The organism is Streptomyces cellostaticus (genome assembly GCF_023630175.1).
In the GTDB taxonomy this organism is placed as follows: domain Bacteria; phylum Actinomycetota; class Actinomycetes; order Streptomycetales; family Streptomycetaceae; genus Streptomyces; species Streptomyces cellostaticus_A.
The window spans coordinates 42,683-64,425 of record NZ_JALLIN010000034.1; the positions used below are offsets into that span (position 1 = coordinate 42,683).

The 21,743-nt window shown below is 72.0% G+C and carries 19 protein-coding genes and 1 tRNA gene; 5 read left to right on the plus strand and 15 right to left on the minus strand.

What is annotated here, in order from left to right; all coding sequences use genetic code 11:
* Positions 1–57 precede the first annotated feature (57 nt).
* The 3 genes from MXD57_RS21665 to MXD57_RS21675 all read right to left on the minus strand — a co-directional run bounded on the left by MXD57_RS21665 (position 58) and on the right by MXD57_RS21675 (position 5,132).
* Positions 58–1,908 (minus strand): tetratricopeptide repeat protein, encoded by a 1,851-nt coding sequence (locus tag MXD57_RS21665; RefSeq protein ID WP_250403406.1) that lies wholly within the window; start codon positions 1,906–1,908, stop codon positions 58–60.
* Positions 1,909–2,116: 208 nt separating this feature from the next.
* Positions 2,117–2,190: transfer RNA gene (locus MXD57_RS21670), tRNA-Met, on the minus strand.
* Between the two features lie 41 nt (positions 2,191–2,231).
* Positions 2,232–5,132, minus strand: a complete 2,901-nt coding sequence (locus tag MXD57_RS21675; protein ID WP_250403436.1) for a UPF0182 family membrane protein — start codon at positions 5,130–5,132, stop codon at positions 2,232–2,234.
* A gap of 163 nt (positions 5,133–5,295) precedes the next feature.
* Here MXD57_RS21675 and MXD57_RS21680 point away from each other — a divergent pair, with 163 nt between their 5' ends.
* Positions 5,296–5,838: a PPA1309 family protein gene (locus tag MXD57_RS21680; RefSeq protein ID WP_250403407.1), complete on the plus strand. Its 543-nt coding sequence runs from the start codon at positions 5,296–5,298 to the stop codon at positions 5,836–5,838.
* A gap of 73 nt (positions 5,839–5,911) precedes the next feature.
* Here MXD57_RS21680 and MXD57_RS21685 read toward each other — a convergent pair whose 3' ends face one another.
* The 4 genes from MXD57_RS21685 to MXD57_RS21700 all read right to left on the minus strand — a co-directional run bounded on the left by MXD57_RS21685 (position 5,912) and on the right by MXD57_RS21700 (position 9,120).
* Entirely contained in the window at positions 5,912–7,009 is a 1,098-nt protein-coding gene (locus MXD57_RS21685) for a YlbL family protein (protein WP_250403408.1), read from the minus strand.
* 51 nt (positions 7,010–7,060) lie between these two features.
* On the minus strand, positions 7,061–7,237 hold the full coding sequence (locus MXD57_RS21690) for a hypothetical protein (RefSeq protein WP_250403409.1): 177 nt from the start codon (positions 7,235–7,237) through the stop codon (positions 7,061–7,063).
* A 128-nt stretch (positions 7,238–7,365) separates the two neighbouring features.
* A complete protein-coding gene (locus MXD57_RS21695; RefSeq protein WP_250403410.1) occupies positions 7,366–7,827 on the minus strand; it encodes a molybdenum cofactor biosynthesis protein MoaE in 462 nt (153 codons plus the stop codon).
* A 135-nt stretch (positions 7,828–7,962) separates the two neighbouring features.
* On the minus strand, positions 7,963–9,120 hold the full coding sequence (locus MXD57_RS21700; protein ID WP_250403411.1) for an SDR family oxidoreductase: 1,158 nt from the start codon (positions 9,118–9,120) through the stop codon (positions 7,963–7,965).
* A gap of 191 nt (positions 9,121–9,311) precedes the next feature.
* Here MXD57_RS21700 and MXD57_RS21705 point away from each other — a divergent pair, with 191 nt between their 5' ends.
* Both MXD57_RS21705 and MXD57_RS21710 read left to right on the plus strand, forming a co-directional pair.
* On the plus strand, positions 9,312–10,748 hold the full coding sequence (locus MXD57_RS21705) for a zinc-dependent metalloprotease (protein WP_250403412.1): 1,437 nt from the start codon (positions 9,312–9,314) through the stop codon (positions 10,746–10,748).
* Positions 10,745–11,266, plus strand: a complete 522-nt coding sequence (locus MXD57_RS21710) for an NUDIX hydrolase (RefSeq protein WP_250403413.1) — start codon at positions 10,745–10,747, stop codon at positions 11,264–11,266. The genes MXD57_RS21705 and MXD57_RS21710 overlap by 4 nt, the downstream gene beginning before the upstream one ends.
* A gap of 54 nt (positions 11,267–11,320) precedes the next feature.
* On the opposite strand, the gene MXD57_RS21715 is transcribed toward MXD57_RS21710, so the two are convergent.
* From MXD57_RS21715 to MXD57_RS21730, 4 genes are all read right to left on the minus strand, one after another.
* Entirely contained in the window at positions 11,321–12,076 is a 756-nt protein-coding gene (locus MXD57_RS21715; protein ID WP_250403414.1) for an AIM24 family protein, read from the minus strand.
* Between the two features lie 17 nt (positions 12,077–12,093).
* Complete coding sequence (locus MXD57_RS21720) at positions 12,094–12,774, minus strand: AIM24 family protein (RefSeq protein WP_250403415.1); 681 nt, start codon at positions 12,772–12,774, stop codon at positions 12,094–12,096.
* Between the two features lie 11 nt (positions 12,775–12,785).
* Positions 12,786–14,435, minus strand: a complete 1,650-nt coding sequence (locus MXD57_RS21725; protein ID WP_250403416.1) for a TerD family protein — start codon at positions 14,433–14,435, stop codon at positions 12,786–12,788.
* 136 nt (positions 14,436–14,571) lie between these two features.
* Complete coding sequence (locus MXD57_RS21730) at positions 14,572–15,171, minus strand: M48 metallopeptidase family protein (RefSeq protein ID WP_250403417.1); 600 nt, start codon at positions 15,169–15,171, stop codon at positions 14,572–14,574.
* Positions 15,172–15,471: 300 nt separating this feature from the next.
* On the opposite strand from MXD57_RS21730, the gene MXD57_RS21735 reads away from it, so the two are divergent.
* Positions 15,472–16,704 (plus strand): TOMM precursor leader peptide-binding protein, encoded by a 1,233-nt coding sequence (locus tag MXD57_RS21735; protein ID WP_250403418.1) that lies wholly within the window; start codon positions 15,472–15,474, stop codon positions 16,702–16,704.
* A complete protein-coding gene (locus MXD57_RS21740; RefSeq protein WP_250403419.1) occupies positions 16,697–18,067 on the plus strand; it encodes an ABC1 kinase family protein in 1,371 nt (456 codons plus the stop codon). The genes MXD57_RS21735 and MXD57_RS21740 overlap by 8 nt, the downstream gene beginning before the upstream one ends.
* Positions 18,068–18,171: 104 nt before the next feature.
* Here the strand turns inward: MXD57_RS21740 and MXD57_RS21745 are convergent, their stop codons facing one another.
* From MXD57_RS21745 to MXD57_RS21760, 4 genes are all read right to left on the minus strand, one after another.
* On the minus strand, positions 18,172–18,495 hold the full coding sequence (locus MXD57_RS21745; protein ID WP_250403420.1) for a hypothetical protein: 324 nt from the start codon (positions 18,493–18,495) through the stop codon (positions 18,172–18,174).
* Positions 18,492–18,860, minus strand: a complete 369-nt coding sequence (locus MXD57_RS21750; RefSeq protein WP_250403421.1) for a WhiB family transcriptional regulator — start codon at positions 18,858–18,860, stop codon at positions 18,492–18,494. Before MXD57_RS21750 ends, MXD57_RS21745 begins: the two co-directional genes overlap by 4 nt.
* Positions 18,861–19,035: 175 nt before the next feature.
* Entirely contained in the window at positions 19,036–19,317 is a 282-nt protein-coding gene (locus tag MXD57_RS21755; protein ID WP_284505912.1) for a hypothetical protein, read from the minus strand.
* 199 nt (positions 19,318–19,516) lie between these two features.
* The gene (locus MXD57_RS21760; protein ID WP_250403423.1) at positions 19,517–21,712 is read right to left on the minus strand and encodes an ATP-dependent DNA helicase UvrD2; all 2,196 of its coding nucleotides are present in this window, start codon (positions 21,710–21,712) and stop codon (positions 19,517–19,519) included.
* Positions 21,713–21,743: the final 31 nt, after the last annotated feature.

The window sequence follows — 21,743 nt, forward strand, 5'->3', positions numbered from 1 at the left end:
CGACACTACGGGAGGGAAGCCCGCGGAAGCAAATCCATTACCGGCGGGTGGCCGGGGTCACGCGGACAGCTCCTCCCGCAGCGCGTCCCGCAGCCGACCCGCCCGCTCGGCCACCTCGACCGGCCCCAGCGCCACCGCGCGGTCGGCCCACCGCTGTCCCTCCGCCAGCTCGCCCCGCCGCGCATAGACCAGGGCCAGCCGGAGCGCCGCCCGGCCGTGCCCGGCGTCGGCCGCGCGCGTCCACCACACCGCCGCCTCGGGCTCACTGCCCTCCCTGGCCAGCAGCAGGCCGAGGTTGAACGCCCCGTTGCGCGATCCGGCCTCGGCCGCCGCCCGGTACCACCGCGCGGCCTCCACCACGTCCCCCCGGGCCGCGGCGAGCATGCCCACCCGCACCTGGGCCCGGCGGTGCCCCTGGGAGGCCGCCCGCTCGTACCACTCCTCGCACTCGGTCTTCTCGTGCACGATCTCCCCCAGCTCGTGGGCCGGCTCCGGGGGCCGTCGCGCGTCCAGCAGGGTCGCGAGCCGGTACGCCGCCTCGGGGTTGCCCCCGCCGGCCGCGCAGCGCAGGTGCCGCTCGGCCCCCTGCTCGTCGCCGTCGCGCAGCCGGGCGATCCCGACCTGCAGTGCGGCCTCGGTGTGCCCGGCCGCGGCCGCGCGCTCGTACCAGCGCAGCGCGATCCCGGCGTCCTCCCCGGTGCCCCGCGCCGCGTACAGGATGCCCAGGTTGAACGCGGCGTCGACGCTGCCGGCCTCGGCCGCCTTGGAGAACCAGGGCTCCGCACCGGCCGGGTCGTCGCCCTGGAGGAGCAGGATGGCCAGCGCGTTCGCAGCCTCCCGGTGCCCGGCGTACGCCGCCCGCCGGTACCACTGCTCGGCCTGAGCGGTGCGCCCCTGCTCGGCGCAGAGCAGCCCGAGGTTGTAGGCCCCGTTGTCGTCCCCCGCGTCCAGGGCGGCCCGGTACCAGCGCTCGGCGGTCTGGGTCTCGCCGCGCTCGGCGTGCAGCGCGCCCAGCGCGTTGGCCGCGTTGCCGTCGCCGTCCTGGGCGGCCCTGAGCCACCACACGGCGGCGCTCTCGGTGTCTCCGGCGTCGCGCAGCAGGAATCCCAGCGCGCAGGCCGCCCGGGCCTCCCCGTCCTTGGCGGAGGTCAGGTACCAGCGTCCGGCCTCCTTGAGATCCCCGCGCTTCTCCAGGATCGACCCGAGGTGCAGCGCGGCCCGCCGGTGACCGCGCGCGGCGGCCTGCCGGTACCACTGCTCGCTCTCCTCGCCCGCGTTCCCCTCGCCCGCGCTCCCCTCGACAGCGTTGTCGGACCCGGCCTCGTCCGCCGCGCCGGCCTTCCCGTCGAGCGCGCGCGCCAGCCGGTAGGCGGCCTCACGGTGCCCGCGTTCGGCGGCCGCCCGCATCCAGTCCCCGGCCGCGGCGTCCCCGCGGTGCTCCAGCAGGTCGGCGAGCGCGTAGGCGCCCAGGGCGTGGCCCTGCTCGGCGGACTGGCGCAGCCAGTACTCGGCGGCGGGCTCGTCCCCGCGCTCGCGGTGGTGGCGGCCCAGCGCGTGCGCGGCGGCGGCGGAGCCGGCCACCGCGGCGATCCGCCACCAGCCGGCGGCCTCCTCGGCATAGCCGCGCTGGTGCAGAAGGACGCCCAGGTTGTTGGCGGCGGCGCGGTCGCCGGCCGCGGTGGCGGCACGCAGGTGCGGCTCGGCCCCGTCGAGGTCTCCGCCGCGCAGGAGCATGGCGCCGAGGACGCTCATCGCCTCGGTGTCGCCGGTCCCCGCGGCGAGCCGGAGGCGCACGTCCTCGGCGACATCCCCCATGTCACCCATTTCATCCCGGGTCGGCCCCTCACCCGGAGACTGCACAAATCGCCCTGTCTCGAACAGAGTTGCCTTGTCCCCCATAACGTCCATCGTCGCACCACCTGCAACCTGGGTACACCCGGTATACCGCAGCCCGTGAGGTCACTTCAGCGTTTTGTCGACATGCCCACAGAGAGACAAGTCAAACACAGACGGCCCAACTCCCCACGGCGGCGCGGCCGTCGCTTGCGATCTGTACATGAGTTCGCACACCACGAAGGCCCGGATCCCTGTGAGGAATCCGGGCCTTCGTCTTCAGTAGCGGGGACAGGATTTGAACCTGCGACCTCTGGGTTATGAGCCCAGCGAGCTACCGAGCTGCTCCACCCCGCGCCGTTGCTCAGCAACCGTATCACGGCGCGGGGTGGTCTTGATCAGCTCTTGCCGTCGCTCGGCGCCTTGTCGCCCCCCGCGGCCTTGTCCGCCTTGGCCTGCGCCTCCTCGGCACGCTTCAGCGCGGCCTCGAGATCGTCCTGCGCCTTGGCGTAGGCGGACCAGTCGGGCTTCGGCTTGCCCAGGGCCTCCTGACCGGCCTCGAACGCCTTCTGGGCGTCGTCGAGCGCCTCCCTGACCGTCGGGTTGCCGGTGTCGGGCGGGTTGTTCCCGGTCTTCGGCGGAGTGGTGGTCGAACCCTGTACGCCGAACACCTTGTCGAGCGCCTCGTCCAGAGTGTTCTCGAAGGCCGTCCTGCCCTCGTAGGTGACCAGCACCTTGCGCAGCAAGGGGTACTTCAGCGAACCGCCACGGACGTAGACGGGCTCCGCGTAGAGCAGTCCGCCGTCCAGCGGCACGGTCAGCAGGTTTCCGTACTCGACCTTGGAATGGCCTCTGCTCAGCAGGCTGATGGTCTCGGCGATGTCCGACTCGGAGTTGAACTGGCTCTGCACCTGCTTGGGTCCGTACACCGTGGTGCTCGCCGGCAGTTTCAGGAGTCTGATCTTGCCGTAGCCGCTCGTGCCCGGATCGGAGTCGACGGCCATGAAGGCACTGAGGTTGTCCCGCCCGTTCGGCGTGAACGTCGTCGTCAGCGAGAACGCCTGGGCGCTCTGGTCCGGCATCTTCATGGTCAGGTAGTACGGCGGCACCGCGTCACCGGAGTCGTTGGACGGGTCGTCCGGGACCTCCCACACCTCGCTGCCGCTGAGGAAGGTCTGCGCGTCGGTCACGTGGTAGCGGGTCAGCAGCTCACGCTGGACCTTGAACAGGTCCTGCGGGTAGCGCAGGTGCTCCAGCAGGTCAGCGGAGATGTCCGCGCGCGGCTGGACCGTACCGGGGAAGGCCTTCATCCAGGTCTTCAGCACGGGGTCCGCGGTGTCCCACTGGTAGAGCTCGACCTCGCCGGTGTACGCGTCGACGGTGGCCTTCACCGAGTTGCGGATGTAGTTGACCTGGTTCTGCTGCGCCACGACCGCCCGGGAGTTGTTCGTCGCGGTCAGCGAGTCGGCCGTCGTGTCACCGAGCGTCGTGCGGGACGCGTACGGATAGCCGTTCGTGGTGGTGTACGCGTCGACGATCCACTGGATGCGGTGGTTGACCACGGCCGGATAGGCGTCGCCGTCGATGGTCAGCCAGGGGGCGACCGCCTCGACGCGCTCCTTGGGGGTGCGGTTGTACAGGATCCGCGATCCCTTGCCGATCGCACCGGAGTAGAGGATCTGCGGCTCGTTGAACGCCACCGCGTACGCGGCCCGGTTGACCGGGTTGTCGAGGTTGACCCCGCTCTTGCCCTGGTAGCTGGTGGTCTTCTCCCGCTCGTTGTCGGAGTAGTCGACCTCCTTCTGGGGGCCGCCGACGATCGAGTAGGTGGTGGTCTTCTCGCCGTAGTAGATCTGCTGCTTGTAGCTGCCGAGGGAGCCCTCGGACGGCAGGTTCTTCTCGGTGAAGACCGGGCGGCCCTCGGCGTCGGCCGCGGTGCCCTTGGCGGCGACCGCGCCGTAGCCGTGCGTGTAGCGGAAGTGGTCGTTGATCCAGTTGTTCTTCGGGATGCCGCCCAGGTTCAGCTCACGCAGGCCGATGACGGTGTCCTGCTCCTTGCCGTCCTTGGCGTAGCGGTCCACGTCGAGGTTGGTCGGGAACCCGTAGTAGGCCTTGATCTGCTGCAGTTGCTGGAACGTCGGCGAGACGACGTTCGGGTCCATGATGCGGATGCTCGCCGTGTCGCCGACCTTGTCGCGCAGCGTGGTCCTGTCCGCGGTGGTGGACTTGCCGGCGTACTCGGTGACCTCGGTGTCGTCGATGCCGTACGCCTCGCGGGTCGCCTTGAGGTTCTTCTGCACGTACGGGGCTTCCTTGGCCTGCTCGTTCGGCTGCACCTGGAACTTCTGCACGATGGCCGGGTACAGGCCGCCGATCAGGATCGCGGAGAGGACCATCAGCCCGAAGCCGATCACGGGTAGCTGCCAGGTGCGCCGCCACAGGGTGGCGAAGAACAGCAGCGCGCAGATGACCGCGATGCAGAACAGGATCGTCTTGGCCGGCAGATAGGCGTTGGCGTCGACGTAGCGCAGTCCGGTCCAGTTGCCGGTCGCCTTGAAGTCGCTGGACTTGACGGCGAGCCCGTACCGGTCCAGCCAGTAGGCGACCGCCTTCAGCGCCACGAAGACGCCGAGGAGCACCGACAGGTGCCCGGTCGCGGCGGCGGTGGCGCGCGCGCCCGGGCTGGTGACGCGCAGCCCGCCGTACAGGTAGTGGGTGAGCGCGGCGGCGATCAGGCACAGGATCGCGGTGGCGAAGCCGAAGCCCAGCAGGAACCGGTACCAGGGCAGGTCGAAGGCGTAGAAGGAGACGTCGAGGTGGAACTGCGGGTCCTTCTGGTGGAAGGGCACACCGTTGACCCACATCAGCCAGGTGCGCCACTGACCGGCCGCGGAGGCGCCGGCGATCAGGCCGACGAGGCTGGCGACGGCGAGCAGCAGCCAGGTCTTGTACGGCGCGATGCCCATCCGGTAGCGGTCCAGGCTCTGCTGCTCCATGGACATGGCGCTCAGCGGCGGCCGCAGCCGGTGGGCCAGCCAGATGTTGAGGCCGACGGCGACGGCCATCAGCAGTCCGAAGACGAAGAACAGCCCGATCTTGGTCCACAGCGTGGTCGTGAACACGGACGAGTAGTGCACCGACCGGTACCACTGCCAGTCCGTCCAGAAGCCCGCGAACATGGTGAACACCATGCCGAGGACGGCGAGGACGCCCAGTGTCATGAGCAGGGCCCGGGCCCGCCGGGACGGGCGTCCCGCTCTGATCCGTGGCCCCGTCGGGCCTCCGCCGCGGTCCGGCATCTGGAAAGCCAAGGTGCGCACCTCGAAGTTCGCTGTCGAAACGTCAGGCCCCCGCTTTCACGGGCCGGCCGAGGCCCCCCGTGATCGCGGGCCACACCTATGCAACTTACTCACGGTTCACTCGGTTCCCGATTCCGCCCGGGAACGAGGCAGGATTGTGACCATGTCCAACACTCCCATGGCGGCGAACCCGCTCACCCGGACCGTGCTCGAGATCGACGAGTACGCCTCCGGCCTCGGCTGGGACCAGCCCGCCCGCCTCTTCGCCCTCGTAGACACCGCACGACTGCGGGCCCAGGAACCCTCGCTCGCCACCCAGCTCGGCCTCGACGACGAGTCCGAGACGGCCGGCCTCACCCCGATCGAACAGGACGAGGTTCCGACGGACAAGGCCCTTGACGAGTTCCTCGGCACCATCGCCTGGCCGGACGCGGTGGTGGGCTGCGCGCTCACCGTGGAGCGCCTGATGCTGCCGCCGTCCGCCGAGGCACAGGTTCCGCAGGGCCTGGGCGAGGGCGGGCTGGCGAAGTGGGTGGCTGAGCACCCCGAGCGCCAGGAGGTCCGCATGACGGTCGCGGTGCTGCGCGACGGCGGCCGCGAGTCGGCGCTGCGGCTGCGCGAGAAGGACTCCGCGACGGAGGTCCTGACGGGGCCGGAGCTGGTGCCGGGGCTGGCCGAGGCGCTGGCGGCGACCTTCGCGGACTGATCCCCTGCGGTAAGGCGACGGGGGCGCTCCCGGTGCTCGGGCGCGCCCCCGGCCGCGTCCTCGGGGCCGCGGGTCAGCTCTTGGCGGTGCACTTCGGCAGGGCGGCCGTGTCGCCGCCGCGGATGTCCTTCAGGGCGTCGAGCGCGTCGCCGATGGTCTTCACCCTGACGAGCGTGAGCCCGCTCGGGGTGTCCTTGGCGGCCGCCGCGCAGTTGTCGGCGGGGGTGAGGAAGTACCGGGCGCCCTTGCTGCGCGCGCCGACGGTCTTCATCTCGATGCCGCCGATCGGCCCGACCGTCCCCCCGTCGTCGATGGTGCCGGTGCCGGCGACGAAGTTGCCGCCGGTGAGGCTGCCCGGGGTGAGCTTGTCGTAGATGCCGAGCGCGAACATCAGTCCGGCGCTGGGGCCGCCGACGTCGGCGAGCTTGATGTCGATGCTGAACGGGAAGGTGTGGTCGGTCCCGGCGGAGATCCCGACGATGGCGCGCCGGGCGCCGCTGTCGTGGGAGCCCGCCGTCGTGATCTCCACGTCCCGGGTCTTCGCCGCCGTCCTGTGCTGCTTCTCGGCCGCGGCCTGCTCCTTGGCCGGGACGACGGTGAGGACGACCTTCTGGCCGGGCTCGTGCCGGGTGACGAACTCGGCGACGTCGGACGGCTGCTTGACGGCGGTCCCGTCCACGGCCCTGATCACGTCCCCGGCGTGCAGCCTGCCCTCGGCCGGGGAGCCCTTGACGACGGTGGAGACGATCACCCAGGACTTCACGGGGACGCCGAGTTCCTTGAGGGCGGCGACCTTGGCGCTCTCCTGGGACTGGCTGAACTCCTCGGCGTTCTCCTGGGTGGACTGCTCCTCGGTCTTGCCGTCCGGGTAGAGGGTGTCGTGCGGCACGATCTTGGTGTCGTGCGCCAGCCAGCCGTAGACAGCCTCCACCAGGTTCATCCGGAAGTCGGCGCTGGTGACCCTGACGGTGGTCATGTTCAGGTGACCGTCCGTCGCGTACGTCTTGTGGCCGGAGATCTGCAGCACCGGCTCGCCGTCGTGCTCACCGAGCGTGTTCACGGTCGGCCCGGGGGACATCTCCGCGTACGGCACGGGGATCAGCACTCCCGCGCACAGGAGCGCGATCAGCATCAGGGTGGAGGCGAGCATCGTCGCGGTGCGGCGTGGCATGGCACGACAGTACGGGACGCCTCTGTCAGCACACCGTCAGGGCACCCGTGCTCAGGCGCCGGGCGCGCCCGAGTGGGACTTCTTCTCCATGGCCTCGCGGAACCGGGCGTATCCGTCCAGTTCGGGGCCGTCGCTGCGGACTCTCCGGGTCCGATTGGCCCAACTGCCCCAAAGTCCGGCCGCGACCGCGGCAACCAGCGGAATCAGCAACCAGGCGAGCACCGCCATGCCGACCTCCCAACCCCATGAGCGTCCGCGACTGAGTGATCAGCAGATTAACCATCCGCACTGACAACGCTCGCGTGAGGGGGGTGGTTACGCAACCCGACAGGCCGGCGGCCCGGCGGTGCCCCCGGTCAGCAGGCGCCGACCCATTCCTCGGTCCCGTCGGAGAACTGCTGGTGCTTCCAGATGGGCACCTCGTGCTTCAGGTCGTCGATGAGCCTGCGGCAGGCGTCGAACGCCTCACCCCGATGGGGGCAGGACACGCCGACGACGACGGCCAGATCCCCGACCCGGAGGTCGCCCACCCGGTGGACGGCGGCCAGCGCCCGCACCGGGAACTCGGCGGCGACCTTCTCGGCGATCCGCCGCATCTCCGCCTCGGCACTGGGATGGCAGGAGTACCCGAGCGCGTCGACGTCCGCGCCCCCGTCGTGGTTGCGCACCGTCCCCACGAAGAGCGCGACGCCGCCGGCCGCGTCGTCCCCGACGGCGGCGAACACCTCGTCCACGGAGAGCGGGGCCTCGCGGACGCCGATCAGCTTGATGGGGTCCTGCGCCGCCTGCTCACCGGGGTGATCGTTCGTGGAAGCCATGCCCCCATCGTGCCGCACACCTCCGGCTTCCCGGAATACGACGTTCACCAGGTACGCGCGCGGGACGCCTTGGAGCCTCCTACAGGGCGAGCGGAGCACGGCCCCGCCCGAAGGTCCGCGCCAAAGCCCCCGGGCTCACCGCCGGCGGGCCTTGCGGGCCCGGCGCACCACGGCGGCGGCGCCCAGCAGCGCCACCGTCGCCCCCGCCGCGCCCGCGGCCGTGGCGTCCTTGCGTCCCAGCCGGCGTCCGGCGACGGTGTGCCGCCCGGAGACCTCCTCCAGCAGCTCCGCCAGCACCTCCTCGTTGGTCCAGCGGGGCCGCCACCCGGCGCCGTGCAGCCGGCTCCCGCTGACCACCCAGGGGTACATCGTGTACGCCAGGTCCCCCGCCGGGGACGGGGTGAGGCCGATCCGGTGCAGCCGGGCGGCGGCGCCCAGGGCGACCGCCGAGGGCAGTTCCATCCGCCGTATGCCGGTCAGCTCCTCGACCTCCTCCTGCTCCAGCCACCCGTCGCAGCCGACGGCGAGTTCCCCGTCGACCTTCTCCAGGACGGCGTACTCCAGGGCGGCGCACAGGTCCTCGACGTGGCAGAACTGCCAGGCGGGCCGCGACCCGGCGACCACGAGCAACCGGGGCGACTCGAAGTAGCGGGTGAGCGCGGTGTCGGTGCCTCCCACCAGCACCGCGGGCCGCACCACGGTCACGTTCAGCCCCGGATGCGCGCGGGGGGCGCGCCGCGCCAGCCGCTCGATCTCCAGCAGGTCCCCGACGCCGGTGGCCTCGGCCGTCGCCCGCAGCTCGGCGTCCTCCGACAGGGGGAGCTCGTTGTCCGGCAGCGCCCCGTAGACCATCGCGGAGGTGCACAGCACCACCCGGTGCACGCCGGCCGCCGCGGCGGCGGTCAGCACGGTCTGCGTCCCCCGGACGTTGTAGGCGGTGCGCGCCGCCGGGTCGGTCTCCAGGTCCAGGTCGAGCGCGAGGTGGACCACCACGTCCGCGCCCCGCAGCTTGTCCGCGATCGCCGGGTCGCGGACGTCGAGGATGTGCCACTGCGCGGCGGCGCACTCGCCGCGCCGCTCGTCGATGGCGATGACCTGCTTGATCTCCTCGGCGGCGGCGAGCCGCTCGGTGAGCATCGCGCCGATCCCGGCGGCCGCGCCGGTGACCGCGACGACGGGCCCGCGCACGGCGGACGTCCCGTCGGCGCGCAGCGCCGTGGTCGAGGGGCGGTCGGGCGACGGGCGGTCTGTATGGTTTCGCGCTGCGCGAACCTGCGGATCTGGGGAACTCACCGGGCGTCTCCAGCGGTTGTCTTCGGTACGGGCGCGAGTGAGGCGCACGTACCAGGTGCATCCATCCTGCCGCAGGCTTTCCGTGGGCGAAGCACCGAGGCCCGATCGGGTCCGGGTGTCTACGCTGGGTGGTGACGTCGGGCAGCCGCGCCGCCGGAGAGAACCGGTGGCCTTACCAGCCGAGGAATCCCGTGAGTGACACCCCATTCGGATTCGGCCTTCCGCCGGAGGAGCCGGAAGACGGCGACGAGGGCAAGAAGAAGGACCAGCAGAGCGGTGGTGAGCAGGGACCGGCCAACCCGTTCGGCTTCGGGCTGCCCGGAGCCGGAGGCTTTGGCGGCCCCGGTGCCGACAACCCGCTCGCAGCGATGTTCGGATCCCTGAACCCCACCGACCTGGGAGCCGCCTTCCAGCAGCTCGGCCAGATGCTCTCGTACGAGGGCGGCCCGGTGAACTGGGACATGGCCAAGCAGATCGCCCGCCAGACGGTCTCCCAGGGCACCCCGGACGGCGTGAAGGACGCGAGCGTCGGCGCCGCCGATCGTTCCGCGGTCGAGGAGGCCGTCCGTCTGGCCGATCTGTGGCTGGACGACGCGACGTCCCTGCCGTCGGGCGCGGGCTCGGCGGTGGCCTGGTCCCGCGCGGAGTGGGTCGAGGCGACCCTGCCCGCGTGGCAGGAGCTGGTCGATCCGGTGGCCGAGCGGGTCGGCGCGGCCATGGGCGACGTCCTGCCCGAGGAGATGCAGGCCATGGCGGGCCCGCTGATCGGCATGATGCGCTCGATGGGCGGCGCCATGTTCGGCACGCAGATCGGTCAGGCCGTGGGCGTTCTCGCGGGCGAGGTCGTCGGTTCCACCGACATCGGCCTGCCGCTGGGGCCGGCGGGCAGGGCCGCGCTGCTCCCGGTCAACGTGGAGGCGTTCGGCAAGGACCTCGGCGTGCCGCAGGAGGAGGTCCGGCTCTACCTGGCGCTGCGCGAGGCGGCTCATCAGCGCCTGTTCGCGCACGTGCCGTGGCTGCGCTCGCACCTGTTCGGCGCGGTCGACGGCTACGCCCGCGGCATCAAGGTCGACACGGCCAAGCTGGAGGACGTGGTCGGGCAGTTCGACCCGCAGAACCCCGAGCAGCTTCAGGACGCCCTGCAGCAGGGCATGTTCCAGCCGGAGGACACGCCCGAGCAGAAGGCGGCGCTGGCCCGCCTGGAGACGGCTCTGGCGCTCGTCGAGGGCTGGGTGGACGCGGTGGTGCACGCGGCCGCGAAACCGCGCCTGTCGTCCGCCGACGCCCTGCGCGAGACCCTGCGCCGCCGCCGGGCCACCGGCGGACCGGCGGAGCAGACGTTCGCCACGCTGATCGGCCTGGAGCTGCGCCCGCGCCGGCTGCGTGACGCCTCCCGGCTGTGGGCCTCGCTCACGGACGCGCGCGGTGTGGACGGCCGGGACGCCCTGTGGGCCCACCCGGACATGCTGCCGACCGCCACCGACCTGGACGACCCCGACGGCTTCGTGCACCGCGAGCAGCTCGACTTCTCGGAGCTGGACAAGATGCTCGGCGAGGCGGCGGGCGGCGCCGGCGACAAGCCGAACCTGCGCAAGGACGACGAGACCGAGGGCGACGGCACCGAGTGAGCCTGTACGACGACGCGGTCCTCGTGCTCAAGGGGTACGAGGGCCAGGCGGAGCTGCGCCAGGCCTACCTGGACCATCTGGCGTCCCACCCGGACGGCATGTGGAAGGCGTGCGCGGCGGGGCACGTCACGGCCAGCGCGCTGGTGATCGACCCCGAGCGCGGCCGGGTGCTGCTGACCCTGCACCGGAAGCTGCGGATGTGGCTGCAGATGGGCGGCCACTGCGAGCCCGGCGACGCCACCCTGCGGGACGCCGCCCTGCGGGAGGCCACGGAGGAGTCGGGGATCGCGGGACTGTCCCTGGTGCCCGGCGGTCCGGTCCGCCTGGACCGGCATCCGATCCCGCCGCCCTGCCACTGGCACCTCGACGTCCAGTACGCGGTGCTGGCTCCGCCCGGAGCCGTCCAGGAGATCAGCGACGAGTCACTGGACCTGCGCTGGTTCGGGTACGACGAGGTGGCCGACGTGGCCGACGGGTCCGTCGTGCGCCTGCTGGAGGCGACGCGCGCCAGACTCTGAACGCGACGAGGGGTGACCGCCCGGGCGGTCACCCCTCGTCGCGTCGCCCGCGGCTCAGGTCCAGACGTTCCCCTGGTTCTGGCCGCGCGCCCCCTGCTGCCCCATGCCGAACTGCGCGGCGAGGCCCTGCCCGATCTGCGCGTTCTGCGGCGGCAGCAGCTCGCTCGGCTGCACCAGCGCGAAGCCGGCGCCCATGAAGCTCAGCTCCCAGCCCTCTCCGGTACTGCCGCGCCGCCGCCAGACGCCGGAGGAGTGCGTCTGGGCCTGCATCTGCACGCGCAGCCCGGTGGACCAGGCGACGATCGCGTCGGCGTCGCAGTTGACGTACTTGTCGGGCGTGACCTGCATCAGCAGCGGCGCGCCCGAGGTCATCAGGGCGATCCTGCCGTGCCCGGTGATGTTGAGCTGGTACTTCCCCGAGCCGGAGATGCCGTACAGGCTGTCGACGGCGATGATCTCGTGGTGCAGCGAGGAGTCCATGGCGAGGACGTAGGAGCTGTCGACGGTCAGACCGTCCGGCTCGACGTCCATGACGTGCACGTACTGGGCGAGGTTGGCGAGGTAGACGGTGCCCTGCCCGTGACAGCGCATCAGGTCCAGCCCCTCGCCGGTGTACCTGCGCGCGTGTGTCTGGCCGTGGGTGCGGTACTCGGCGTCGAACTCGACCAGGCCCTGGTAGGCGACCATGGATCCCTTGCGGGCCAGGAGGTCGTCGTGGCCGTCCAGGGCGACGCGGAGCATCTGCTTGTTCTGCAGGCTCCAGCGCTCCTGGGACTGCTGGTCGTTGTGGGCGAAAAGCGGGCTCTGCATGATGTTCTGACTCCCCCTCAGCCCCGGAACCGAAGGCGGTCGGTGCTGTCCTCGCTGGGCTGGACCACGACGATGCCCTGGCCGGAGAAGGCCATCTGGTAGGCCTCACCACTGCCCCGGCCGATCAGCGACTGCGCCTTGAAGCTGCGCTTCCCCTTCACCTTCAGGTTCGGGGACCAGGCGACCAGCGCGTCCGGGTCGACGTACGTCTCGTCCTCGCCGCCGCCGCAGTCGACGACGATCGGCTTGCCCCGGGAGGTCAGCGCGACCCAGCCCTGCCCGGAGATCCTGGTGTTCCACAGGCCCTGTCCGGCGAACTTGGCGAGCCCCTTGACCCGCTCCACACCCCAGCTCAGGTGGGCGTCGAAGGCGAGCAGGTTGGTGGCGTTGACCGAGATGCCGTCGCCGTTGAGGTTGATGACGACGACGTCGGCGCCGTAGTCGGCGAGGTAGAGCAGTCCGTCGCCGGAGCACTTCATCAGGGGGGCGCCCTCACCGGTCAGCCAGTCGCGGGCGACCTGGCGGACGGCCGGCGGGTTGGGCTCGTACTGGACGAAGCCCTCGTAGGCGACCATCGACCCCACGCGCGCGAGGAGGTCGCTGCCGGTCTGCATGGCGACCTTCAGCATGTGGTTGCCGTGGTTCTCCATGCGGGCGTTGACGGGTGCGGGGGCGTAGCCCGCGAGCGGCTGGTTCATGACGGGCTCCCTCAGACCTCGTACGGCTGGACGACGATGAAGTTGCCGGGAGCGCCCCGGAACTGCAGGTTGACGCTCTCGCCGGTGTCGCCCGGGTAGGCGTTGCGGCGCATCCTGACCTGGCTGGAGACGATCACCTGGGAGGCGGCCGACCAGGCGACGACCGCGTGGCAGTCGGCGAACGTCGTCGGTGTCACCGGCAGCACCACCGGGGTTCCGTGCGTCTTGACGACGATCGTGCCGGTGCCCTGGAACTGCATCGTGAACAGCGCGCCGCCGGGAATGCCGTGCCCCTCGACGCGCCGGACCTCGTAGGTGAGGCTCTCGTCGAAGGCGAGGACGTTCTCCGCCGAGACGCAGATCGCGTCGCCCTGGAGCTCGACGGGGTGCACGTGGCTGGAGTTCTCGGCGAAGAAGACCTGGCCCTGGCCGGTGCAGCGCATCAGCTGCATCTCCTGGCCGGTCGTGTTGCCCACGATCCGCCCGGCGAACCCGGCGCCCTTGTAGCTGAAGTCGACCTTGCCCTGGTAGAGCACCATGCTGCCCTGCCGGGCCAGCACGGGCTGGCCGCCGATGCCGAGGTCGACGCGGATGAGCTTGGAGTTCTGCGGCGTCCAGCGCTGCCCGGTCGGCGTCTCCTTGAACTGCTGCAGCGCGGCCGTCACACCGGCGCCGCCCTGGGGGGCGCCCTGGGGGACGCCGTAACCGGCGGCCTGCTGGCCGGGGACCTGGCCGTACGGCGGCTGCTGGCCGTAGCCCGGGGGCATCGGGGGGCCGGACTGCCCGCCGTGGGAGGGCTGCTGGCCGTAGCCCGGAGGCATCGGGGCGCTGGGCGGGCCGCCGTAGGGCGGTTGCGGGGGCTGGCCGTAGGGCGCGGGAGCCGGGGCCGGGGGCGGGACGGTGCCGCCGCCGGGCGGCGTCAGGGGCGCGATGACCGTCGGCGCGCCGTGCACGTTCGGGGCGGACGCCGGGGCCGGGGGCGGGGGCGGGGTGAAGCCCTGCGGGGCCGGCGTGGGCGCGGGAGACGGGGCGGCGGGAGCCGCGAACACGGGCGGGGCTGCGGCCTGTGCGGGCGGGGCGAAGCCGGGAGCGGCCGTGGACTGCGGCTGCTGCGGGGCGGCCGGCGCCTCCTCCTCGACCACCTCGCCGCCGAAGTTCTTCAGCAGCGCCTCCAGTCCGCCGTCGAAGCCCTGCCCGACCGCGGCGAACCGCCAGACGTCCTTGAAGTAGAAGTCGCCGAGCATGACGGCCCGCTCGGTGGAGAACTCCGAGCCGTCGAAGGAGTACCGCGCGACCTCCTCGCCGCCGGCCACGATGCGCAGGTATCCGGGGCCGATCTGCGACATCTGCCCGGCGCCGTCGACGGTCGCCGTGAAGGACAGCTTCCGGATGCCCGCGGGGACGCGGTCCAGCGTGACCCGGAACGACTCCGTGTCACCGGCCTGGCCGCCCAGCATCTGGACGGACTCCTCCGGGGACTTCGGCTGGTTGAAGAAGATGAAGTACCGGTCGTCGGAGAGGCGCTCGTCGGCGTCCAGGCCGAAGCAGCTGATGTCGAAGTCCAGTCCGGGGGCGGAGACCTGCACGCCTACGTACAGATCGGTGCCCGCCGTCAGGTCACTGATCCTGGCCTTGTGGCCGCGTTGGAATTCCCTGGCCATGCGCTACGACCGTCCCCCATCCCGAAAGCGAGTGCGTCGCGACAGGCTAACCGCAAATTTCGGCAAAGGGTGCGGCGGGTGCGAGTCGGTACACACCCGGTACAGAACCGGCCGCGCGCCCCGCCCGCCGGTCCGGTCACTCGTCGCGGGCGCCGGGCACGTGCGGCAGCCGCTCGGCCGCCACCACCCCTTCGAGGTAGCCGCGGGCCCGCTCGGTGCGCGGGTAGGACTCCAGCAGCCGCCAGAAGCCGGCGCCGTGACCGGGCACCAGCAGGTGCGCCAGCTCATGGCACAGGACGTAGTCGATGACGTACTCCGGCATCCCCTGCAGCCGGTGCGAGAGGCGGATGCTGCCCTCGGCCGGGGTGCAAGAGCCCCATCGGGTGTTCTGGTTGGTGACCCAGCGCACGGACGCGGGACGGGCCCGGCCCTCGAAGTACTGGGCCGACAGCCGCTCGGCGCGCTCGGTCAGCTCGGCGTCGCCCAGCACCCGTCTGCTCTCCTGGGCGGCGAGCTTGTCGAGCATGAGGTTCACCCAGCGCTGCTCCTCCGCCTCGGACATCCGGGCGGGGATCAGCACGACGGTGCGATCGCCCTCGCGGTACGCGGAGACCGTCCGGCGGCGCCGGGTACTCCTGCGGACCTCGATCGCGCTCGCCCCCGAGCCGCTCGGCGGCTGGCTCGTCGTCGTGCTGCGCTGTGGTTTTCCGGCGCGGTACAGGGGGTCGGCGGGCACGCCCCGACGTTACCCGCTGGGGCGGGCCGAAGTCCCGGCTCCGGGGCGCCCGTGTAGCGGCGCCCCACCATGTGTTTGATTTGTACGACCGATATGCCCGAAGTGGTGCCGCCGATTGGTATGACGAACACCCCCAGCCTGTGGACAACTTCGGGCACCCCCGCGGCACGGACCGGCATGCTGGCGGAGGTCGGCGGAGCGTGACCGGCTCCACCGGCCCACGGGCACCGGCGACCCGGTCGCGGGGCGTTTGCATACCCAGGGGACAATTCAGGAGAATGCGACGGACACGGGGGTGTCATGCATCCGATGGTGAAACCCGCGCTGCGGCGCGGCTGGCGCGACCTCAACACCGTGCAGTTCGGGATGACCCCGGCGCACGCGATGACACTGGGACCGATGGACACGGCGACCGGCAGCTTCCTGGACCTGCTCAACGGCACCCGCGGCCTGCCTCTGCTGCGGGACGAGGGCCGGCGCATGGACCTGCCCGACGGCCAGGTCGACGCGCTGCTCGAGCGGCTGGCCCGCGCGGGCCTGCTCGACGACACACGCGGCGGCGGTCCGGCCGCCGACGCCCTGCGGGAGCGCACGGACGCCCTGGAGCGGCTGCGCCCCGACCTCGCCTCGCTGACCCTGACCACTCCGGAGCCGGGCGGCGCGCTCGGCCGGCTCGCCGCCCGCGGCGCGCAGCGCGTGCAGGTGCGCGGGGCGGGGCGGGTCGGAGCGCTGCTGGCGTCGGTGCTGTCGGGGGCCGGGGTCGGAGAGGTCGACGTACGCGACGTGGGACGCGTCGAGCCGTGGGACGTGGCACCGGGCGGGCTCCCCGCCGACTCGCTGCGCGAACGCCGGCAGGACGCGGCGCGGGCGGCGGTGCGCCGCGCGGCCCCTGGCCGGCCCGCCCGCCGCGCCCGCTCCACGCGCGCCGCGGCCGCCGCGAGCGCCGGCACCGACGATCCCGGCCTCTCCCTCGTGATCATCGCCCCGCGCGACGACGTCGCCGTGCACGCGCCCGACCCGTTCGCCGCCGAACCGCTCCTGGCCTCCGGCACACCCCATCTGTACACGGGAGTCGTGGAGGGCACGGGCGTCGTCGGGCCCCTCGTCCTGCCGGGCGGGACGAGCTGCGCGGGCTGTCTGCACCAGGACCGCGCGGACCGCGATCCGGCGTGGCCCCGGCTGGTCGCCCAGTGGCGATCCGGCAGCGCCCGCCGGGTGGGCGCCTGTGACCTGGCTCTCGCCACAGCCGTCGCCGGCGTCGCCGCGGCCCACGCCCTCGCCTTCCTCGACGGAGCGTCTCCGTCCAGCGCGGGCACCCGCTGGGAGGTCTCCCTCCCCGGCCTGACCTGGCATTCCCGGCCGATCTGGCCGCACCCGGCATGCGGATGCGGGGCAGCGGAGAGAGGTAAGGGGGAGCACTCCTCCACGGACGGGGAGCCGCGCGAGACAATGGCGGTGCGACGGCCGTCGCCGGCGCGACGACGCGAGGCAGGCGTGTCGCGGCCGACTGGGACTTGGAGGGCGCATGTCTGATCTTCCCCGGAAGGCGGTCACCCGTACCGCCAAGCTCGCCGCGCTCCCGCTCGGCTTCGCCGGCCGGGCGACCTGGGGGCTGGGCAAGAGGATCGTGGGCGAGTCCGCGGAGATCGTCGGCCGGGAGCTGCAACAGCGCACGGCGGAACAGCTCTTCAAGGTCCTCGGCGAGCTCAAGGGCGGGGCCATGAAGTTCGGGCAGGCGATGTCCGTCTTCGAGTCCGCCCTGCCCGAGGAGATCGCCGGCCCCTACCGCGCGGCGCTCACCAAGCTGCAGGACGCGGCGCCGCCGATGCCGACCCGCACGGTCCACGCGGTGCTGGAGGAGCGGCTGGGCGCGCAGTGGCGCGAGCTGTTCGTGGAGTTCGAGGACAAGCCGGCGGCCGCGGCCTCCATCGGGCAGGTGCATCGCGCGGTGTGGCACGACGGCCGTGAGGTGGCGGTCAAGGTGCAGTATCCGGGCGCGGGCGAGGCGCTGCTGTCCGATCTGAACCAACTCAGCCGCTTCGCCCGGCTGCTGGGGCCGCTGATCCCCGGTATGGACATCAAGCCGCTGATCGCGGAGATGCGGGACCGGGTCTCGGAGGAGCTGGACTACGCACTGGAGGCGCAGGCCCAGCAGGCACACGCGGAGGAGTTCGCCGACGACCCGGACGTGGTGGTCCCGGCTGTGGTGCACCAGTGCGACCAGGTCCTGGTCACGGAGTGGATCGACGGGATCCCGCTGTCGGAGATCATCAATGACGGCACCGAGGAGCAGCGCGACCGGGTCGGCCAGCTCCTGGCCCGCTTCCTCTTCTCCGGCCCCGCCCGCACGGGTCTGCTGCACGCCGATCCGCATCCGGGCAACTTCCGTCTGCTGCCCGGCGACCCGGACGGTGACGGCGAGTGGCGCCTGGGCGTGCTGGACTTCGGCACCGTGGACCGGCTGCCGGGCGGCCTGCCGGAGCCGATAGGCGTCTCGCTGCGAATGACCCTGGACGGCGAGGCGGACCCGGTCTACGAACTGCTGTGCACGGAAGGGTTCGTCAAGGAGTCCATAGAGCTGGACCCCGACGCGGTCCTCGAATACCTGCTGCCGATCATCGAACCGGCCCGGGTCGAGGCGTTCACCTTCACCCGCTCGTGGATGCGCAGCCAGGCCGCCCGCATCGCCGACGTCCGGTCTCCCGCCTACCAGCTCGGCAAGCAGCTCAACCTGCCACCGGCCTATCTGCTGATCCACCGGGTGACGCTCAGCACCATCGGGGTGCTGTGCCAGCTCGGCGCCACGGTGCGGCTGCGGGAGGAACTGGAGGCGTGGCTGCCCGGCTTCGTCGCCGAGGCCGAGCCGGACGAGGAGGAGCCGGCGGCGGAGGCGTGACGGCCCCGACGCACGGCGGGGGCCGGCCCGTTCGGACGGACCGGCCCCCGCGCTGAAGGCTTCGCCTCCCTCGGCCGGGAGGCCACCGCTTCAGACGTGCTGGATCACTGCATGACGGCCATGGCCAGCGCGCGGCGAGCGCGCATCGAGGCGCGCTCCGCCCGGCGCTGCATCCGGCGGGCGGTCGCCACGCGTGCGGCCCGGCGCTCCTGCTCGGCGCCGCGCAGCATGTCGTGCATATGCGCACGAGCCAGGGCTTCTGGGATGAGTTGCATCTCTCGGGTCCTGTTCTGACGCGAGTCGTTCGCGCCGGTGGTGGTGAAGTCTGTGGTCGCGGAGCCTGCGGGCTCGCTGGTGGACGGCTTCATCGGGGCCTGCTTCTTGGGGTCGTGCGTGAGGGGACGGTCGATGGTTCCTGCGGCGTTCATGCTGTGACCGGGTTCTTGCGCGGGCGGCCACGCGGCCGCTTCCGGGCGACGACGACACCCTGGACGAACAGTTCGCCACCCCAGACGCCCCAGGGCTCACGCCGCTCCTTCGCACCGGCGAGGCAGGCCTCCATCAGCGGGCAGGTGCGGCAGAGGGACTTGGCGTACTCGACATCGGCCGGCGACTCGGCGAAGAAGACCTCGGGGTCGTAGGAACGGCAGGGGACGGGTACGCCGAGGTTCTCGATGGCGTCGTCGAGCGCGGTGAGCGCGGTGAGCGGGATCAAGGTGGAGTCCTCCGTGAGGCCGGGCGGGGGGATGGTGCGTGAAGGCGGTACGGACGGGGCGTGCGCTTCGAGTTGCACGGTTCGGTCTTCCTCGTCTGGTCGTTCCGGCCTGTTGACCGGGCGTCGGCTTGGTACCGGGTTCTTTTCCTGTCCCGAGGCCCCTTCGCTCCGTCGTCCCCGTTCGGGGAAAACAGAAGGGCCGCGGATCCCGGGTGGGGTTCCGCGGCCCTGAAGGCGCCGGCCTGATCGGCGATCAGGCTGGATCACTCCAGGGTTCTGGCCCACGGAAGGCCCACATCAGGTGGTGCTGCGTCGTCTGCTTGCGGAATCCGGCACCGGCCGCCGCAAAGACATAGGCATGCGCCTGTGCCACTACCGCTTCCAGTGCCTTCGTCGGTCGCTCATTGCGCTCACGGACGGGAAGGACCGCGAGAGCAGGGGAGGACGCCGGACGGGCGGCACGAATGCCGGACAGACCGGTGCCCTGGTTCGAGGCGCCGAGAATGCACGTGGAGACGGCCGAGCGATCGGTCATTTTGGCCGCGCTGATGTTGGTTTCGATGCTGATCACTGGACTCGCCTCCTCTCGGCGTCTTGGGGACCGGGGCGAACCGATCCATCGGATATGCAAGTACAACACGGATTCAGGACCTTGGAGAAGGCCGCCGCTTCCGTGCCTAGAACCTATGGGGCCTGCCGGGGCATGTGCAAACTATTTTTTCGACGAGTTCGCATCAATCGCGCCCGCCGCCCGCCCCGATCTCTTGACCTGCGCAGATGGCCAGAACATCGGCGCCATAACGCTGCAGCTTGCGGGCACGGACACCAGGGATGCGGGAGAGCCCGGCGGAGTCGTCGGGCCGCGCCTCGGCAATGGCCATCAGGGTGCGGTCGGTGAAGACGCAGAAGTCCGGCTGCCCGCTGCGCTCCGCCTGCACCGCACGCCATTCACGCAGCCGCTCGTAGAGTCCCTCGTCCATGTCGGAGGGACAGTCCTCGCAGCGCATCAGCTTCATCTCGCCGGCGTCGCCGAGCGTGCGGCCGCAGACCCGGCACCGGGCCACGGTGCGCCGGGTGCGCCGGGGCACGGCGGAGGTGCGCGCCGCCGCGCCGCGCTCGACGCCTCCGGCGGCGCCGGTGCCGGTGCGGCCGGCGGTGGCTGCGGTTCCCGGGCGCAGGCCGTCGAGGAAGCGGCTGGGCCGGCGGGTGTGCCGTCCGCCCGGTGCGCGGGACAGGGCCCAGGAGAGGTGGAGCCGCTCTCTGGCGCGGGTCACACCGACGTAGAGGAGGCGGCGCTCCTCCTCGATCTGCTCGTCCGTCCTGGCGTAGGTGATCGGCACCATGCCCTCGGCGATGCCGACGAGGAAGACCACGTCCCACTCCAGTCCCTTGGCCGCGTGCAGGGACGCCAGGGTGACGCCCTGGACGGTCGGGGCGTGCTGGGCGCCCGCCCGCTCGTCGAGTTCGGCGACGAGGTCCCCGAGGGTGGCGCCGGGGCGGGCGGCGGAGAAGTCCTGGGCGAGGTTGACCAGGGCGGCCAGGGACTCCCAGCGCTCCCGGACCGCGCCGGAGCCGGCCGGAGGTGTGCTGGTCCAGCCCTCTCCCGACAGCACGGCACGCACCTGCGAGGGCAGGTCGACGACGTCGTCCAGCAGGGCGTCGTTGCCGCCGAAGCGGGCCGCGCCGCGCAGCGCCACGCCCGCCTTGCGGACCTCGGGCCGGTCGAAGAAGCGCTCGGCACCCCGTAGCTGGTAGGGGACTCCGGCGTCGGCGAGGGCCTGCTCGTAGGTCTCGGACTGGGAGTTCGTACGGAACAGGACGGCGATCTCGGAGGCCGCGACACCGGCGTCGATGAGCTCCCGGATACGCCGGGCGGCGCCCTCGGCCTCGGTCGGCTCGTCGGTGTACTCGCTGTAGACGGGCTCGGGTCCCGGCGCGCGCTGGGAGACCAGTTCCAGCCGGTGGTCGGCGGCGCGGCCGCGGGCCTGGGTGAGCAGGCCGTTGGCGAGGTGCACGACCTGGGGGGTGGAGCGGTAGTCGCGGATCAGCTTGACGACGGTGGCCCGCGGGTGGCGGGCACGGAAGTCGAGGAGGTGGTCGGGCGTTGCTCCGGTGAACGAGTAGATCGTCTGGCTGGCGTCTCCGACGACGCAGAGGCTGTCGCGCTCGCCCAGCCAGAGTTCCAGGAGCCGCTGCTGGAGCGGGCTGACGTCCTGGTACTCGTCGACGACGAAGTGCTGGTACTGGGCACGCACCTGCTCGGCGATGTCGTGCCGGTCCTGGAGGACGGCGACGGTCAGCAGCAGGACGTCCTCGAAGTCGATGACCGCGCGGTTGCGCTTGAGGTCCTCGTAGGCCGCGTAGACGTGGGCGATCTCCGCCCGGTCGCGCGGGGCCTCCCGGCCGGCCTTCGCAGCCGCGTACGCGTAGTCGGCGGGGACGGTCTGGGTGACCTTCGACCATTCGATCTCGGCGGTGACGTCCCGCAGCTCGCCCCGGTCGAGGCGGAGCTTGCAGGCTGCGGCCGCGTCGGCGACGAGCTGGATCTTGCGGTCGACCAGCCGGGGCATGGAGCCACCGACGGCTTTCGGCCAGAAGTACTGGAGCTGCCGCAGCGCCGCGGAGTGGAAGGTGCGGGCCTGGACCCCCTGGGCGCCGAGCTGGCGCAGGCGCCCGCGCATCTCCCCGGCGGCGCGGTTGGTGAAGGTGACGGCGAGCACACTGGACGGCTGGAGGATGCCCGCCCTGACCCCGTAGGCGATGCGGTGGGTGATCGCCCGGGTCTTGCCGGTGCCCGCTCCGGCCAGCACGCACACCGGGCCGTGCAGGGCGGTGGCCACCTCGCGCTGCTCGGGGTCGAGCCCGTCGAGCACCGCGTCGGCCGTGCCCGGTACCTGCGGGAAGAGAGGGGAGTGCGTTGCTGGTGTCACATGGCCATGCTGCCAGGTAACCCGGGACCGC